Annotated in this window: 14 protein-coding genes; 4 read left to right on the top strand and 10 right to left on the bottom strand. The window is 73.7% G+C overall.

The window, feature by feature from the left end; all coding sequences use genetic code 11:
• Positions 1-17: 17 nt before the first annotated feature.
• Genes NF681_20595 through NF681_20580 form a run of 4 tightly spaced genes read right to left on the bottom strand, consistent with a single transcriptional unit; the run spans position 18 to position 3,623 of the window.
• Positions 18-980, bottom strand: coding sequence for a shikimate dehydrogenase (locus tag NF681_20595; GenBank protein ID UST56380.1), 963 nt, complete (start codon positions 978-980; stop codon positions 18-20).
• A gap of 2 nt (positions 981-982) precedes the next feature.
• Positions 983-2,188: a 3-oxoadipyl-CoA thiolase gene (gene pcaF, locus NF681_20590; protein ID UST56379.1), complete on the bottom strand. Its 1,206-nt coding sequence runs from the start codon at positions 2,186-2,188 to the stop codon at positions 983-985.
• Positions 2,189-2,217: 29 nt separating this feature from the next.
• On the bottom strand, positions 2,218-2,919 hold the full coding sequence (locus NF681_20585; GenBank protein UST56378.1) for a 3-oxoacid CoA-transferase subunit B: 702 nt from the start codon (positions 2,917-2,919) through the stop codon (positions 2,218-2,220).
• A 2-nt stretch (positions 2,920-2,921) separates the two neighbouring features.
• Entirely contained in the window at positions 2,922-3,623 is a 702-nt protein-coding gene (locus NF681_20580; GenBank protein ID UST56377.1) for a 3-oxoacid CoA-transferase subunit A, read from the bottom strand.
• A gap of 164 nt (positions 3,624-3,787) precedes the next feature.
• Between NF681_20580 and NF681_20575 the strand changes: the two genes are divergently transcribed.
• On the top strand, positions 3,788-4,573 hold the full coding sequence (locus NF681_20575) for a helix-turn-helix domain-containing protein (GenBank protein ID UST56376.1): 786 nt from the start codon (positions 3,788-3,790) through the stop codon (positions 4,571-4,573).
• Positions 4,574-4,594: 21 nt separating this feature from the next.
• Here NF681_20575 and NF681_20570 read toward each other — a convergent pair whose 3' ends face one another.
• A complete protein-coding gene (locus NF681_20570) occupies positions 4,595-5,662 on the bottom strand; it encodes a LysR substrate-binding domain-containing protein (GenBank protein ID UST56375.1) in 1,068 nt (355 codons plus the stop codon).
• Positions 5,663-5,757: 95 nt separating this feature from the next.
• Between NF681_20570 and pcaH the strand changes: the two genes are divergently transcribed.
• Together pcaH and pcaG are read left to right on the top strand one after the other, a co-directional pair.
• Complete coding sequence (gene pcaH / locus NF681_20565) at positions 5,758-6,486, top strand: protocatechuate 3,4-dioxygenase subunit beta (GenBank protein UST56374.1); 729 nt, start codon at positions 5,758-5,760, stop codon at positions 6,484-6,486.
• 34 nt (positions 6,487-6,520) lie between these two features.
• A complete protein-coding gene (gene pcaG / locus NF681_20560; GenBank protein UST56404.1) occupies positions 6,521-7,123 on the top strand; it encodes a protocatechuate 3,4-dioxygenase subunit alpha in 603 nt (200 codons plus the stop codon).
• Between the two features lie 37 nt (positions 7,124-7,160).
• On the opposite strand, the gene NF681_20555 is transcribed toward pcaG, so the two are convergent.
• The gene (locus tag NF681_20555) at positions 7,161-7,367 is read right to left on the bottom strand and encodes a hypothetical protein (protein UST56373.1); all 207 of its coding nucleotides are present in this window, start codon (positions 7,365-7,367) and stop codon (positions 7,161-7,163) included.
• A 191-nt stretch (positions 7,368-7,558) separates the two neighbouring features.
• On the opposite strand from NF681_20555, the gene NF681_20550 reads away from it, so the two are divergent.
• Positions 7,559-8,548: a tripartite tricarboxylate transporter substrate binding protein gene (locus NF681_20550; GenBank protein ID UST56372.1), complete on the top strand. Its 990-nt coding sequence runs from the start codon at positions 7,559-7,561 to the stop codon at positions 8,546-8,548.
• A gap of 43 nt (positions 8,549-8,591) precedes the next feature.
• Here the strand turns inward: NF681_20550 and NF681_20545 are convergent, their stop codons facing one another.
• From NF681_20545 to NF681_20530, 4 genes are all read right to left on the bottom strand, one after another.
• Positions 8,592-9,167, bottom strand: a complete 576-nt coding sequence (locus NF681_20545; protein ID UST56371.1) for an SCO family protein — start codon at positions 9,165-9,167, stop codon at positions 8,592-8,594.
• A 13-nt stretch (positions 9,168-9,180) separates the two neighbouring features.
• Positions 9,181-9,693: a hypothetical protein gene (locus NF681_20540; protein ID UST56370.1), complete on the bottom strand. Its 513-nt coding sequence runs from the start codon at positions 9,691-9,693 to the stop codon at positions 9,181-9,183.
• Positions 9,686-14,899, bottom strand: coding sequence for a discoidin domain-containing protein (locus NF681_20535; GenBank protein ID UST56369.1), 5,214 nt, complete (start codon positions 14,897-14,899; stop codon positions 9,686-9,688). Before NF681_20535 ends, NF681_20540 begins: the two co-directional genes overlap by 8 nt.
• Before the next feature lie 190 nt (positions 14,900-15,089).
• The gene (locus tag NF681_20530) at positions 15,090-16,010 is read right to left on the bottom strand and encodes a LysR family transcriptional regulator (protein ID UST56368.1); all 921 of its coding nucleotides are present in this window, start codon (positions 16,008-16,010) and stop codon (positions 15,090-15,092) included.
• Positions 16,011-16,120: the final 110 nt, after the last annotated feature.

Below are 16,120 nucleotides of genomic sequence, written 5' to 3'. Positions count from 1 at the left end.
AGGCGCGCCGGCGGCGCTCAGGCCGGGCCCGGTGCGCGGTCCGGCGCCTGCCAGCGCAGCGGCCGGGCGATCTCGCCCTGCATCGCCGGCGGGTAGATCAGTTCGCGCAGGAAGTCGGCGTCCTCGCACACCGCCTCGGCCGCGGCCTCGTGGCCGAAATAGCGCAGGTAGTGCGGCATCTGCTGGATCAGCATCTCGAAGCCGGCCTGCGCGTTGAGCCCGCGCGCGCGCGCCGCCCGCACCAGCGCGGTCGGCTGGTTGCGCAGCAGGATGTCGAACAGGGCCGCGTGCGGCGCCATGCGATCGACGTCCAGCGGCAGCGCGTCGCCGTCGTCCAGGCCCTGCGCGGTGGCGTTGATGACCAGGTCGAAGCCGGCCGGGTCGCTGCCGGGCGCGGCGACCACCTCGGCGTCGAAGAAGGCGTCGAGCTTGGCCGCCAGTCCGGCCGCCTTGCCCGCCACGCTGTCGTGGAAGGCGATGTGCGCCGCGCCGCCGACCGTGCCGCCCTCGGCCAATGCCGTGCCGATGGCCGCGCCGGTGACGCCCGCGCCCAGCACCAGCACGCGCCTGCCGCGATAGGGAATGGCGTAGTGGTCGAGCGCGTCGAGCAGGCCGTCGCCGTCGAACAGGTCGCCCTCGAGCGCCCCGCCCTCGGTGCGCCGCACGACGTTGACCGACCCGGCCACGCGCCCGGCCAGGCCGCAGCCGTCGAGCAGGTCGACCACCAGCGGCTTGTGCGGCGGCGCGATGACCATGCCACCGACGTTGCGCGCCAGGAACGCGGCCTTGAAGAAGACCGCGAAGTCGCGCCGCGACACGTTCATCGGCAGCAGCACGGCGTCGATGCCGAAGCGCTCGAACACCGCGTCGAACATGCGCGGCAGGCGCACGTTGCGCACCGGGTCGCCGGGGATCAGGTAGACGGTGGCATCGCCCTGGAAGCGCGAACGCGCGGCGGCGGTCGGTGCGCGGTCGACCATGCTCAGACGCGCTCGAGGATGACCGCGATGCCCTGGCCGACGCCGATGCACATCGTGCACAGCGCGTAGCGCCCGCCCTGCTTGTGCAGCTGGTTGACGGCCGTGGTCGCCAGCCGCGCGCCGCTCGCGCCCAGCGGGTGGCCCAGCGCGATGGCGCCACCGTTGATGTTCACGCGCGCATCGTCGTCGGCCAGCCCCAGCAGGCGCAGCACCGCCAGGCCCTGGGCGGCGAAGGCCTCGTTGAGCTCGATGACGTCGAGCTGGTCGAGCGTGAGTCCCGTGAGCGCCAGCACCTTCTGCGTCGCCGGCGCCGGGCCGATCCCCATCACGCGCGGCGCCACGCCGGCCGTGGCCATGCCCACCACGCGGGCGCGCGGCGTCAGGCCGTGCCTGGCGGCGCTCGCCTCGTCGGCCAGCAGCAGCGCACAGGCGCCGTCGTTCACGCCGCTGGCGTTGCCGGCGGTCACCGTGCCGTCGGGGCGCACCACGCCCTTGAGCTTGGCCAGCGTCTCCAGCGAGGTCTCGCGCGGATGCTCGTCCTTGGAGACGACGACCGCCTCGCCCTTCTTCTGCGGCACCGTCACGGGCACGATCTCGCCGTCGAAGAAGCCGGACTTCTGCGCCGCCACCGCGCGCTGCTGCGAGGCGAGCGCCATGCGGTCCTGCGCCTCGCGCTCGATCTTGTGGTCGGTGGCCACGTTCTCGGCCGTCTCGGGCATCGAGTCGACGCCGTAGAGCTCCTTCATCTTCTTGTTGATGAAGCGCCAGCCGATGGTGGTGTCGTAGACCGCGTTGGCGCGGCTGAAGGCGCTCTCGGCCTTGGGCATCACGAAGGGCGCGCGGCTCATGCTCTCGACGCCGCCGGCGATCATCAGGCCCGCCTCGCCCGCCTTGATGGCGCGCGCGGCCGTGCCGACCGCGTCCAGGCCCGAGCCGCACAGCCGGTTGAGCGTCGCGCCGCCCAGCTCCAGCGGCAGGCCCGCGAGCAGCGCCGACATGCGCGCGACGTTGCGGTTGTCCTCGCCGGCCTGGTTGGCGCAGCCGTAGATCACGTCGGTGACGGCCTGCCAGTCGACGTTCCGGTTGCGTTCCATGAGCGCGCGCAGGGGCACCGCGCCCAGGTCGTCGGCGCGCACGGAGGACAGGGCGCCGCCGTAGCGGCCGAAGGGCGTGCGAACGGCGTCGCAGATGAAGGCTTGGTTCGTCATGGTCGGGTGTCTCTTTCGTTGGATCGGTTTCAGGCGGCGGCGGCGGGAGCGATGGGCAGGCCGACCAGCCGTTCGAGTTCGGCATGGTCCAGCCCGTCGACCTTGTCGATCAGCCGCAGGCCGCCGGGCGTGCATTCGAGCGTAGCGAGGTCGGCGTAGACGCGCTTGACGCAGCCGATGCCCGTCAGCGGGTAGGAGCACTGCGCGACCAGCTTGCTCGCGCCCTGCTTGGTCAGCAGGTCCATCATGACCCAGGTCTGCTTGGCGCCGATGGCCAGGTCCATCGCCCCGCCGACGGCGGGGATGGCGTCCTTCTCCCCGGTGTGCCAGTTGGCCAGGTCGCCCGTGGCCGAGACCTGGAACGCGCCGAGCACGCAGATGTCGAGGTGGCCGCCGCGCATCATCGCGAAGCTGTCGGCGTGGTGGAAGTAGGAGCCGCCCGGCAGCAGGGTCACGGGCTGCTTGCCGGCGTTGATGAGGTCGTAGTCCTCCGCGCCGGCCGCCGGCGCCGGGCCCATGCCCAGGATGCCGTTCTCGCTCTGCAGGATGACCTCGCGGCCGGCCGGCAGGTGGTTGGCCACCAGCGTCGGCTGGCCGATGCCGAGGTTGACCACGGCGCCGTCGAAGATGTCCTGCGCCACCCGGGCGGCGAGTTCGTCCTTGCTGCGGCGACGGTAGGCGGGCGCCGCCGGGGCGGGGGCGGTGGTGGTGGTGGTGTCGGTCGTGCTCATGGTCAGGCTGCCTTCTTGAATCCGCCGGCCTCGGTGGCGACGCGGTCGATCCGGACGACCTGGTGCACGAAGATGCCCGGCGTCACGATGGTCTCGGGGTCCAGGGTGCCGAGCTCGGCGACCTCGTGGACGGTGGCGATGGTCTTGCGCGCGGCCATGGCCATCACGGGCCCGAAGTTGCGCGCGGCCTTGCGGTAGACCAGGTTGCCCCAGCGGTCGCCGCGCTCGGCCTTGATGAGCGCCACGTCGCCGCGGATCGGGTATTCGAGCACGTGGTTCACGCCGTCGATGACGCGCGTCTCGCGGTCGCCCGCGAGCTGGGTGCCGTAGCCCGTCGGGCAGAAGAAGGCCCCGATGCCGGCGCCGGCCGCGCGGATGCGCTCGGCCAGGTTGCCCTGCGGCACGAGTTCGAGTTCCAGCTTGCCGGCGCGGTACAGGCCGTCGAACACCTGGCTGTCGGCCTGGCGCGGGAAGCTGCAGATGATCTTGCGCACGCGCCCGGCCTTGAGCAGCGCGGCCAGGCCGACCTCGGCGTTGCCGGCGTTGTTGTTGACCACCGTGAGGTCGCTCGCGCCCTGCGCGATCAGGCCGTCGATGAGTTCGTTGGGGATGCCGGCCGTGCCGAAGCCGCCGATGAGGACGGTCGAGCCGTCCCGGATGTCGGCCATCGCGTCGGCGACGGAGCGGGCGATCTTGTCGATCATGTGATGTTGTCTCCTGCGGGATTGAGGGGGGTCGCCGGATTCTTCCTCCCCGGCCGTGCGCTCCCGGGGCCACCGGGGGATCGCGCGTCGCTTCGATTCATCCGACATTTGTTCGTATGTCGAACATTTGTTCTTATAATGAATTCTAGGAGCTTTGAACGCCCATGGCAACCACCCTTTCCGAATCCGACGCGCCCCGCCCGGGCGACAGCTACGTGCAGTCCTTCGCGCGCGGGCTGGAGGTCATCCGCTCGTTCAGCGCCCGCGCGCCGCGCCAGACGTTGAGCGAGGTCGCCGCCGCCAGCGGCCTCACGCGCGCCGGCGCCCGGCGCATCCTGCTCACGCTGCACACCCTGGGCTATGTCGAGACCGACGGCAAGTTCTTCGCGCTGACCCCGCGCATCCTCGACCTGGGGTTCGCCTACCTGTCGTCGATGCCGATCTGGAACCGCGCCGAGCCCCTGATGGACGCGCTGGCGCACGAGGTGCGGGAATCCTGCTCGGCGGCCGTGCTCGACGGCACCGACATCGTCTACGTGATCCGCGTGGCGACCCAGAAGATCATGAGCATCAGCCTGGGCGTGGGCTCGCGCCTGCCGGCGTCCTGCACGTCGATGGGCCGCCTGCTGCTGTCGGACCTGGGCGAGGCCGAAGCCCGCGCGCGCCTGGAGGCCTCCGCGCGCGAGCCGCTCACGCGCCACACCGTGACCGACGTCGACGCCCTGCTGGCTCGCGTCGCGCAGGCCAGGCGCCAGGGCTGGTGCCTGGTCAACCAGGAGCTGGAGGAAGGCCTGGTGTCCATCGCCGCGCCGATCGTCGACCGCGCCGGGCGCATGGTGGCCGCGCTCAACATCAGCGGGCAGGCCAACCGCACGAGCGCGAAGGTGATGCAGGAGACCATGCTGCCGCCGCTGCTGGCGACGGCGCGGCGCATCTCGGGACTGCTCTAGCCCAGCGCGCGGCGCGGGCGGTCAGGGCCCGGCGCCGTCCGGCGCGCGCCGGGCGCCGCGACGGACCCGGCCGGCCGACGGGGCGGCGGCCCCCGCCAGCCGCCGCGCCGCCTCCCTCAGCAATCCCGCCATCGCTCCCCGCAACGCCGACGGCTCGGCGTCGCTGCGCACCAGCAGGCCCACCGGCTCCTCGGTGCCGGGGGTGTCGATGGGCAGCCGCACCAGGCGCCCCGCGTCGAGGTCGTCGCGCACGGCGCCCAGCGGGGTGATCCAGACCGCGTCGGAGGCCGCCACCACGGCCCGCGCCACCGACACGTCGAGCGTCTGCAGCGTGGCCGGCGGCAACGCCAGGCCGAGCGCCGACAGGAAGCCCTCGGTGGTGTGGCGCGGGATCGTGCCGTCGCCGTAGACGACCAGCGGACAGGCCAGCACCGCCACCACGCGGGCGGCGACGTCGCCGCCGGCGCCCATCCCGGCGCCGCCCCCGCCACCGCCAGCACCTCCTGCGGCCAGCGGATGGCCGGCCCGGGCGGCGAACACCAGCGGCTCGGTCTGCAGCAGCTCGAAGCTCAGGCCCGTCATCAGGCGCGGATCGCTCATGCGGCCGGCGACCAGATCGAGCTCGCCGGCGCGCAGGGCGTCCAGCAGCACGCCGTTGGCGGCGCTCTGCACGCTCAGCTGGACGTGCGGCCACCGGGCGCGGAACGCGACCAGCGCGCCGGGCAGCAGGGCCGGCGCCACGCTGGGCAGCGCGCCGATGCGCAGGCGCCGCACCTGGGCGCCCGTGGCCGGCGCGATGGCCAGCGCGCTGGCGTCCACCGCCTCGAGCACCCGCAGGGCGTGCACCAGCAACTGCTCGCCGGCCGGCGCCAGCCCCTGCACGCCGCGCCGGCCGGGGCCGCCACGCTCGACCAGCCGCGTGCCGGCCAGCGCCTCCAGCTCGGCCAGGGTCTTGGAGACGGCGGGCTGGCTCAGGGACAGCCGCTCGGCGGCGCGGGCCAGGTGGCGCTCGCGCGCCACCGCGACCAGGCAGCGCAGGTGGCGCAGCTGCACGCCACGGGCGAAGGCGTCGGCGGAAGGGAGCGACATGAGGATTACCAGCGGTTATGAGAAATCGACGATTCTTCAATTTACAGCATGATTCTCCGACCCTAGAGTGCGTGCTTCCCACCGGAGACACACGCATGCCGAACGACCCCACGCAGACCGCCCTGCCCCGCCTCGACCCGCGCGACTGGGACAGCCATCCGTCCTACCTCTACCCCGGCTACCGCTCGACCGCCAAGCGCGGTCCGACCCAGCCGCTGATTCCGCTGAAGGCCTCGCTCGGCGAACTGCGACAGCCGGTCTACGGCCACGACTGCATCGGCGACTTCGACCACGACCTCACGCGCAACGCGCGCCGGAACGGCGAGCCCCTGGGCGAGCGCATGATCCTCACCGGCCAGGTGATGGACGAGCGCCGCCGGCCGGTCGCCGGCACGCTGGTGGAGATCTGGCAGGCCAACGCGTCCGGGCGCTACGTGCACAAGGTCGATCAGCACGATGCGCCGCTGGACCCCAACTTCCTGGGCGCGGGACGCTGCATGACCGACCGCGAGGGCCGCTACCGCTTCCTCACCATCAAGCCCGGCGCGTACCCCTGGGGCAACCATCCCAACGCCTGGCGGCCGCAGCACATCCACGTCTCGCTGTTCGGCCAGCACTTCGCGAGCCGGCTCGTCACGCAGATGTACTTCCCCGGCGATCCGCTGATGCAGTACGACCCGATGGTGACCGGCACGCCGGAGAAGTACCGCAACCGGCTGGTGGCCGACTTCACGCTGGACGTGACCGAGCCCGACTACGCCCTGGGCTACCAGTTCGACATCGTGCTGCGCGGCGCCGATGAAACCCCGTTCGAGAACCGTTGAGGCGACCCCGCCGACCGAGGAGCACCCCGCCATGATGAGCGCCCTGGAAACCAATTTCGGCCAGACCCCGTCGCAGACCGTCGGCCCCTACTTCGCCTACGGGCTCACGGCCACCCAGTACGGCTACGACTTCGACCAGCCGTTCGACGCCGTGCTGACTCTCGACGGCGCGTCGGGCGAGCGCATCCGGCTGGAAGGCCGGGTGATCGACGGCGACGGCAACACGGTCTCCGACGCCCTGGTCGAGATCACCCAGCCCGACGGCCTGGGCCGCTATCCGGCTTCGGTGGACGAGGCCCGGGCGATCGGCTTCCGCGCCTTCGGCCGCTGCGGCACCGGCACCGACGCGCAGCACCGCTTCGTCTTCCACACCGTCAAGCCCGGGGCCGAATCGCCCGACGAGGCGCCGCACGTGAACGTCATCGTGACGATGCGCGGGCTGCTGCTGCACGTCTTCACGCGGGTCTACTTCGACGACGAGGCGGACGCCAACGCACGCGACCCGGTGCTCGCCAGCGTGCCGGCCGCGCGCCGCCCGACGCTGATCGCCAGGCGGGTCGAGGAAGGCGGCGCCGTGCGCTACCGCTTCGACATCCGCATGCAGGGTGCCGACGAGACGGTGTTCTTCGACGTCTGAGCGCCATCCGCCCGGCCCGCGGGCCGGGCGCTCCGACTCAGCGCTTCTTGGCTCGCTTCTTGGTGCCGGCCGTGAGCGGCGCGGTCCACAGGTCCATCATGTCCTTGGCCAGGTTCGTCGAGGCGGTGCGCCCGGCGCGCTTGACCTGCGCCGTGGCCCGGCCGCGCGCGGCGCCGGCCGCCGAGTTGGCGGCGCTGAGCCACATGCTCATGAACGGGTTCTTCTTCAACCAGGGATTGGCCATGTCGGACTCCTTGACGATGTTGCGATGCACCAATCGTCGCGCCGCCGCGCGGCGTGGCGGTGGAAGAATGCCGCCCCCGCCTGTCGGCCGGCGACGCACGTCGCGTTCGCCGCTGCGCGCATAGCAGCCTTGCGCACCGCCCCGGTGCCACGCGCTCCGGTGCCCCCTAGAGTGCGTCGAAGGAGACACCGATGCACCCACCGCCCCCCGCCCTTTCGCGCCGCCGCGTCCTGGCGTCGATCGCGCTCGCCAGCGGTTTCGGCGCGCGGCCGGCCTTCGCGGCCGATCCGGCCGCGCCGGTGCGCCTGATCGTGCCGTTCCCGGCCGGCGGCGCGGCCGACGTGATGGCGCGCGGCATGGCGCAGCGCCTGGGCGAGGAACTGGGCACCACCGTGATCGTCGACAACCGGGGCGGCGCCGGCGGCGCCGCCGCCGCCGAGGCCGTCGCCCGGGCCGCGCCCGACGGCCGCACGCTGTTCTTCGCCACCATGGGCACGCAGGCCATCAATCCCGCGCTCTACCCGAACCTGCGCTACGACCCGCTGCGGGACTTCGCGCCGATCAGCCTCACCCACCTGACCCCGCGCGTGCTGATCGTCGGCCCGCAGGTCGAGGCCCGCGACGTGGCGGGGCTGATCGCCCTGGCCCGCGCCCGGCCGGGCGCGCTGACCTACGGCTCGGCCGGCAGCGGCAGTTCGAGCCACCTGGCCGGGGCGCTGTTCGAGCACCTGAGCGCCACCCGCATGCTGCACGTGCCCTACAAGGGCAGCGCGCCGCTGCTGACCGACCTGCTCGCCGGCCGCGTCGACCTGACCTTCGACTCCTACACCGTTTACGCCGAACACCTCCGCGCGGGCCGCGTGCGCGCGCTGGGCGTGACCTCGACCCGGCGACTGGCGGCGTTGCCCGCCGTGCCCACCATCGCCGAGGCGGGCATGCCGGGCTACGACGTCTCGAACTGGCTGGGCGTGCTCGCGCCCGCGGGCACCCGCCCCGACGTGCTGACGCGCCTGCACGCCGCGCTCGGCCGCGCGATGGCGACGCCGGCGCTGCGGGCCCAGCTGACCGAACTCGGCATCGAACCCGTCTTCGGCACGCCCGAGGCCTTCGGCGCGCTGATCCGCAGCGAGATCCCGAAGTGGGCCGCCATCGTGCGCAGCGCCGGCGCCAAGGCGGACTGAGGCCCGCTCCTCGGCCTCCTTGGCCCCTCGGCCCCTCGGCCGCTCAGCCCTTCTGCGCCGCCAGCTCGCCCACCAGGCGCGCCACCTCGGCCGGCGGCGGCAGATCGACGGTGCGCAGCGCGAGCCGGCCCCGGCGGTCGAACAGGAACACCTGCGTCGTGTGGCGATCGGCCCCGCCGCGCCGGCCCTGCAGGAAATCCAGCCAGCGGTCCAGGTCGGCCACCGCCGGCGTGGCCGCGCTCCACAGCCCGCCGGCGCCGAAGCGCGCCAGCCAGCCCGACAGCGCGGCCGGGTCGTCGCCCAGCGCGTCGATACTGGCCGAGATCAGCTGCACGTCGGGCAGCGCGGCGCGCCGGGCCAGCAGCTGGCGCTCGACCTCGGCGAACAGCGCGCCCTGCAGGGGACAGGTGGCGCTGCAGCCGGTGAACATGAGCTGCAGCGCGGTCACCCGGCCCTCGAGCAGCGCGGGGCCCGACAGGGTGCGGCCGTCCTGCAGGCGCAGCCGCACCGCCGGCACGGGCTGCGGCGGCAGCACGAGGCCGCCGTGGGCCCGGGCGGTGCCCAGGCGGGCCGTCGTCGCGAGGGCGGCGGCGGTGCGGAGGAAGTGACGGCGTTGCATGGGGAGACCGATCTCAGGACAGCGCGGCGCGGTCGAGGCGCGCCCACAGCGCGCGGCACTGCGCGTCGCTGACTTCGTAGCGCGGCATGGCCGCGTCCACCACGACCCAGGCCGGATCGATGCCCTCGCGCAGCAGCCGGCACAGGCTGGCGGCGTCGTAGCGCGAGGGCGGCCCGCCGCGCCGCGAGGCCGGCCGCGCCAGCGTGACCGGGTCGAGCGACGGCCCGAACGCGGCCGTTCCCGCCGGGCCGGCGCCGGCGCCGGTCGTGTGGCAGTTGACGCAGCGCGTGGCTTCCGGCGGCAGCGCCTCCGGATGGCCGGCCAGCCGGCCGCGCAGCACCGGCGCGCCGGCCACGACGGCCGCGCCGTCCCCGCCCCGCAGCAGCCGTTCGCCCAGCTCGGCCTGGCGGTGCGCCTGCCACAGGCGGTGGCCGGCGGGCGCCAGCAGCAGCAGCGCCGCGACCGCCACCGCGAGGGCGAGCGCGCCGCGCGCCGCGCGGCGTCCTGGCGGCGGCCGCTCAGCCACCGAACAGCACCGACTTGGTGGCCGCCGGAGCGCCCAGCGCCGACAGGTTGCCCTGCTTGACCGGCTGCCCCCAGGCGACGCCGTCGGTGGACACCGACAGGCGATAGCCGTCCACCGTGCCGTTGGGCACGCCGGTGCGCGGCTGGTAGCGGAAGCCGCCGAAGTCGCGCACGGCCCCGGTGTCGACGACGATCCAGTGCGGGTACGGCGCGTTGCCGCTCGACCAGGTGGTGTGCCAGATCGTGCTGGCGTTGCCGTCGAGCACGTTGGCGGCCTGGCCGTCCTCGCCGGCGGTCTCCTGGGTGTCGAAGCCGGTGATCCGCCAGCCCGTGCGGGACAGCGGCTGGCCGGCCTTGTCGAGCATGTAGAACTCCGCCATCGACGTCCACGGATTGCCCGCCACCTCGGAGAGCGCCTCGAAGCGGACGTAGCGCCCGCGCACCCCCGTGGCCGTGGCCGGGGGACCGACCGCCGCTTCGGTGCCGCCGATCTGGCGCGCGAAGGCGCTCACGCTGGCGAGGTCGGCCGCCGACAGCACCGGCAGCCGGGTGTGGGCGCGCACGGCGTCCTCCACGGTCGCGGCCGAGCCGTCGTGCAGGTACGGCGCGGTGGCCCAGACGTCGCGCAGGGTCGGGATGTCGAGGCCCGTGAGCGGCGCGCCCAGGCGGGTGCCGCTGGTGGCCTTGAGCGTGCCGACGTCCTGCAGCACGCCCGCGGCGCTGGCGGTGAACGCGGTGCCGCCATGGCAGCTCACGCACTGGTTCTGGAACACGGTGCGTCCGGTCACGGCCAGCGCCGTGAGGCTGCCGTCGGCCTGGCGCGCCGGGCTGGCCGCGAAGGTGTCGAGCGAGCCCACGTAGGCGGCCAGGGCGTCGAGGTCGGTGCTCACGCCGGCCTTGGCGTCGCCCAGCGGCTGCGCGCGGGTGCCGGTCGCGAGCTGGGCGTCGGTCAGGAGGCCGGTGCCGCCGGCCAGCGCGCGGATCTGGCCCTCGAAGTCCTGCACCTCGTCGGCGTTGCCGCTCCAGTGCAGCCGGCCCTGCTGGGCATGGCCGCGCAGCGCGGTCGTGTTGCGCAGGCCCTCGCCCAGGCTCGTGAAGTCCCAGGTGCGCCCGTCGTGGCCGCCGTCGCTGTGGCAGGAGGCGCAGCTCATGTAGCCGTCGCGGGCCAGCCGCGTGTCGCGCGCGTCGTAGAAGAGCTGCTTGCCCCGCAGCACCGGCGCGGTCAGCTTCTCGGTCGCCACCGTCGCCAGCGTGGCCCGCGCCGGCAGTTCCAGCTGGCCGTAGCCGGTCAGCGGGCGCAGGTCGTAGACGCCCACGGAGCGGTCCATGAAGTTGGCCACGAACAGCGTGCGGCCGTCCGACGACACCGCCAGGCCCTGCGGCGCGCGCCCGGCGTCGACGCGGAACAGCTCGCGCCGACCCACCGGATCGACGACCGCGATCTGCCGGCTGGTCTCCAGCGCGGTGAACAGGTAGGCGCCGCTCGGGTGGAACACGCTGGCGCTGGCGAGGCTCGCGTTGTCGTGGTCGATGCGCGCGGCGGCGTCCTCGGCGAGCGTGCCGAGCGCGATGCGCGAGTCGATGGCGCGCACGGTGTTCTCGAAGTTCAGGTCCAGCCCGTCGCGCATCCGGCCGCGCTGGATGTTGTCCTGCTTGGACGGCACCCAGGCCGACAGCCCGTCCGGCGCGATGGCCGCGGCGCCCAGGTAGTTGGGCACGCCGCGTCCCTGCGTCGTGCTGTCGGCGCGCGCGCCGTGGGCCAGCACGACGGTCTTCTGCAGCGCCAGCGTCGCCGTCGCCACCGCCCAGACCTCGCCGCCGGTGGCCACGCCGTCGCGCGTGGTGCGCACGGTGGCGGTCTCCTCGCCCGGCTGCGGCGCGCTGACGAAGCGCGAGACCAGCAGCTGGCCGCCGTTGGCCGACACGGCGATGTGGCGCGGCGTGCCCGGCAGCGCGAGCGCGCCGAGGGTGGCGCCGGACGCATCGAGCTGCAGCACGCGCGCGGTGGCCTCCAGGCTCACGTAGACGCGGTCGCCCGCCGGCGCGGCCACGATGCCCCACGGCTGGGAGGCCGCCGGCAGCGCGATCGTGCGCAGCACGGCGCGCGTGGCGGTGTCGATCACCGTGATGCTGGCGCCGTCGCGGTTGGCCACCCAGACCTGGCGCAGGGCCGGCAGCAGCGTCAGCGTGCGCGGCGCGCGCCCCACCGCCACCTCGGCCAGGCGGGTGGAGGTGGTGCCGTCGAAGACGCTGACGGAGTCGTTGTCGGGGTTGACCACCCACAGGCGCGCGCCCTGGGTGGCGGTGCCCGGCTCCCAGGCGATGGCCGTGGTGGCGCCCGGCGCCGCCGAACCGGTGGCGATCGCGCCGGCCACGGCCTGCGTGAAGCGGGTGACGCTCTCCTGGCCGTCGCCGCCGCGCACGCGCACCGTCACGGTGTAGAGGCCCGGCGCGTCGTAGCGGTGGGTGGTGCCGGGCGCGGCGTCGTAGCCCGTGGCCGGGCTGCCGTCGCCGAAGTCCCAGGCGAAGCGCAGGTTCGACGCGTCGCCCGCGACCTGCGCGGTGAAGACGGCGGTGGCGCCGCCCGTGATGACCGGCGCGGCGACGCTCGGCGTCGGCGGCACCAGGGACTGCACCCGCCAGGTGAAGGCGGTCTGCGTCGTGACGCCGGCGCGGTCCGTGGCCGAGAACGTCACCGCGAAGGTGCCGCTGGTGGTGGTGCGGCCGGCCACGGCGCCGGTGTCGGCGTTCAGCGTCAGGCCCGGCGGCAGGCCGGTCGCGGCGAAGCGCAGCGGTTCGGCCTGGTCGTCGGAGGCGACGATGTCCAGCGCCACGGTGTCGCCGACCTGGTTGCCCAGGTCGCCCGGCGAGTTCACCACCGGGGCGTAGTTGACCGTGACGCCGACGTCGAAGCGCACCGTCTTCTCCGCCGCGTTGTTGGCGTCGATCAGCCGGAAGTCGCTCTCTACCAGCGGGTTGCCCCAGGCCACGCCGTCGGCGCTGACGTAGATCCGGAAGCGCGCCATGGTGCCGTTGAAGCCGCCCGGGCGTGGCAGGTAGCGCAGGCCGCCCAGGCGCTGGGTCGCGCCCATGTCCACCACGACGCTGTGCGGGATGTCCGTGGAGGTGGGCGTGTACTGGGTGTGCCAGAAGGTGTTGGGGTCGCCGTCGACGGCGTTGGCGATGGCCGCGTTCTCGCCGATGCGTTCCTCGCTGTCGGCGGTGAGCTTCCAGCCGGCGCGCGGCAGCACCTGGCCGCCGGCGTCGAGCAGGTTGAGTTCGGCCATCGCGCCCCAGGGATTGCCGTTGACCTCGCTGAGCTGTTCCAGCTTGACGAAGCGCACCGCCCCGGCGGCGTCCACGCGCCACAGGAAGTCGGTGCTGGTCGCACCCGCCGCGTTGCCGGCCAGCACGGTGACGGTGTAGCGCCCCGGCACGCTCGGCGTGCCGCGCAGGGCCTGCGCGCCGGCGTCGTAGGCGACGCCCGGGGGCAGGTTGGTCACCTCGAAGCGCGTCGCGCCCGACGCCGCCAGCCCCAGCGAGACGGCGCGACCGGTGAAGCTCGACTGCTCGGCGACGGGCGCGAGGCGGGGCGCGCCGTTGGCGCCCACCGTCACGATGCGCGCCACCGACGGCACGCCGTCGGCGTTGAGCGCGAACAGCATGTACTTGCCCGGCAGCGCCCAGCCCGGGTTGGTCGGCATGGCCACGGCGTAGCGGTTGTCGCCGGTGCGCTCGTGGCGCAGCGCCAGGCGGCGCTGGTCGTTGTTGACGGTGTGCGTCACCGACGACATGCGAACCAGCGAGAACGCGGCGATCGGCCCGTCGGTGGCGACCTGCAGCGCGTTGCCGTAGGTGGCCGACGCGGGCGCCTCGGTGATGACCGGGCGCGTGGCCGCGCTGCCGTCCTCGTTGAAGAGGTAGTGCGGCGTGAAGATCTGCGCGTCGGCGTGGTTGGTCGCGCAGCCGGCGCCGCACAGCCCGCCTCCGGCGGAGATCACGCGCGCGTCGGGCAGGAGCAGCGCGATGCTGTGGTAGTTGCGCGGCACGCTCATCGGCGCGAGCGTGGTGAAGGTCTCGCTCGCCGGGTCCCACAGTTCCGCGGGCAGCACGGAAGTGTTGTCGGAGAACGGCACGGCATGGCTCTGCCCGCCCACCACCATCACCTGGCCGTTGGGCAGCACGACGCTGTTGTGGAAGGCGCGCGCGTAGGCCATGGGGCGGAGCTTGCGCACCCTGGCCTCGGCGCGGATGTCGATCACGTAGCTCGCCGGGGTCGCGTTGCTGTCCTGGTAGGCGGGCGAGCCGCCGACCTTGAGCACCTTGCCCGCGTCGTACATGACGGCGTTGCCGCTCATGCTGTCGGCGTCGTCGCCACGCGGGCCGGCCGCCTGCACCCGGCCGACGCCGGTGGTGTCGATCCAGTGCATGCGCGTGCTGGGACCGGCGTGGAAGACCTGGCCGTTGCCCGCGGGCAGCAGCCACATGTGGTTGTCCGCGCGGTAGGCGCCGGCCGGATCGGCCGTCAGAAAGTCGTCCACCCGCACGCCGGTCAGCAGGTTCCAGCCGGCCGCCTCGGTCCACATCTCGCCGTGCTTGTCGCCCACGCCGCCGGCCCACGAGCCGCCCAGCGTGAAGACCGCGCCGTCGCGCAGCAGGGTGTTGGCCTGGTAGGCGCGCGGGATGCGCATCGGCGCGGCCACCGACCAGGCGCCGGTCAGGGGGTCGTAGACGCTGGTCTTCTCGGCGTTGGAGCCGCCGCTGACCAGGATGCGGCCGTCGGGCAGGTTGGTGGTGCCGGGACAGAACATGTTCTGGCCGGTGAGGTTCACGAAACGCTCCGTGGACTGGCCCGTGACCGGATCGAGGACCGCCGTGTAGGCCTGGCCGTTGCCGCTGAAGTTGAAGCGGTCGTCGGCCGACCACAGCAGCACCTTGCCATCGGGGAGGTTGGCGGCCGAGGCGGGCACGAGCGGCAGGACGATCCGCGGACCCCAGGTGCCGGCCGCCGGCAGCGCCGTCTTCAGCGCCGGCGCCGCGCCGGCGCGTGCGTCGGGCGCGCCGGCGGTCGTGGCGCCGTCACGCGCGGCGCCGCTGGCCGTGGCCGCGTCGTCCCCACCGCCGCCGCACGAGGCGAGCACCAGCGCGCAGGCCAGGGCGCCACCGAAGCGGCGCAGCCGGTGTCCCGCAGGTTGGCTTTCGCCCATGTGTCTTCTCCTCGACTTATGTCAGAACGTGTACTAAAGTGTGACATTGTAAGAAGAATCACAAGCAAAATAACACAAAGGTATTCAATCCTAGCAAAGTGGTGCGTTGCCGTGACTTTTGTCACGGGTAAACGGCATTGACAGCGGCCTCGCGACCGCATTCGCATCGCACGTCGGCGCCGGCGCGGTGTCAGGCCGGCTCGGCCGGGTGGGCGCGACCGGCGCGTTCGAGGTGCGCCAGCAGCAGCCGTGCCGAGGGCGAGAGGCCGGCTTCGTCCTTGAAGCACACCGTGAAGCGCCGCCGTGCCCAGGCGTCGGTGAGCGGCACGACGCGGAAGGCGCCGTCGCCGGCCATCGGCGCGGCGACCTCCCGGGGCACCACCGCGATCCCCAGGCCGGCGCGCACGCAGCGCAGGCTCGCGTCGAAGGTGGAGACCACCGCGCGGTAGTTCAACGGCCGGCCGGCGACGGCGGCGGCGCGGGCCAGCAGGGTGTAGACGGCGGTGGAAGCCGGCAGGCCCACGTGCTCGTGCCCCAGCGTCTCGACGAAGGCGCAGTGCGAACGCGCGGCGATCGGGTGCGCGGGGTGCGCCACGATGGCCAGGTGGTCGCTGCGGTAGGGCCGGGTCTGCAACCCCGCCAGGTCGGCGGCGTCCCAGCCGATGCCCAGCGGGGCGAGCCCCTCGCGCACGGCACGCGCCAGTTCGGAGGTCGGGCCCTCGGCGAGGTCGATGCGGATGCCGGCGTGCGCCGGGTCCTGCAGGAAGGCGGCGATGTCGTCGGGCAGGAACTCGGCGATGGCCGACAGCGTGGCCAGCACCCGGACCTGCCCCTTGATGCCCCGCCCGTGGTCGGCCATGTCGCGCCCCAGCCGGTCCGACGCCGCGAGCAGCGCGCGCGCGTGTTCGAGCAGCATCTCGCCGGCCGCCGTGGGCACCACGCCGCGCCGCTGGCGCACCAGCAGCGGCGCGCCGACCGCCGCCTCGAGCTGCGCCAGCCGCTTGCTGACGGCCGAGGCGCCGAGGTGCGCCTGGGCCCCGGCACGGGCGATGTTGCGGTGGTCGCAGGCGGCGACGAACAGGCGCAGGCTGGTCAGGTCGAGATCGCGCATCGTGGCTTTCCGAAATGGAATGTCTGGAGGGAAATATTAGCGCTTTAGCCCTTGCCACGGAATGTCTACATTGGCGGGATCGGCCGGGCGGACGCACCGGCCGCCACCCT

This window comes from Comamonadaceae bacterium OTU4NAUVB1, assembly GCA_024372625.1.
In the GTDB taxonomy this organism is placed as follows: Bacteria; Pseudomonadota; Gammaproteobacteria; order Burkholderiales; family Burkholderiaceae_C; genus Variovorax.
Note: the sequence above shows the minus strand (reverse complement) of the source record. Positions and strands in the feature narration are given on the sequence as shown.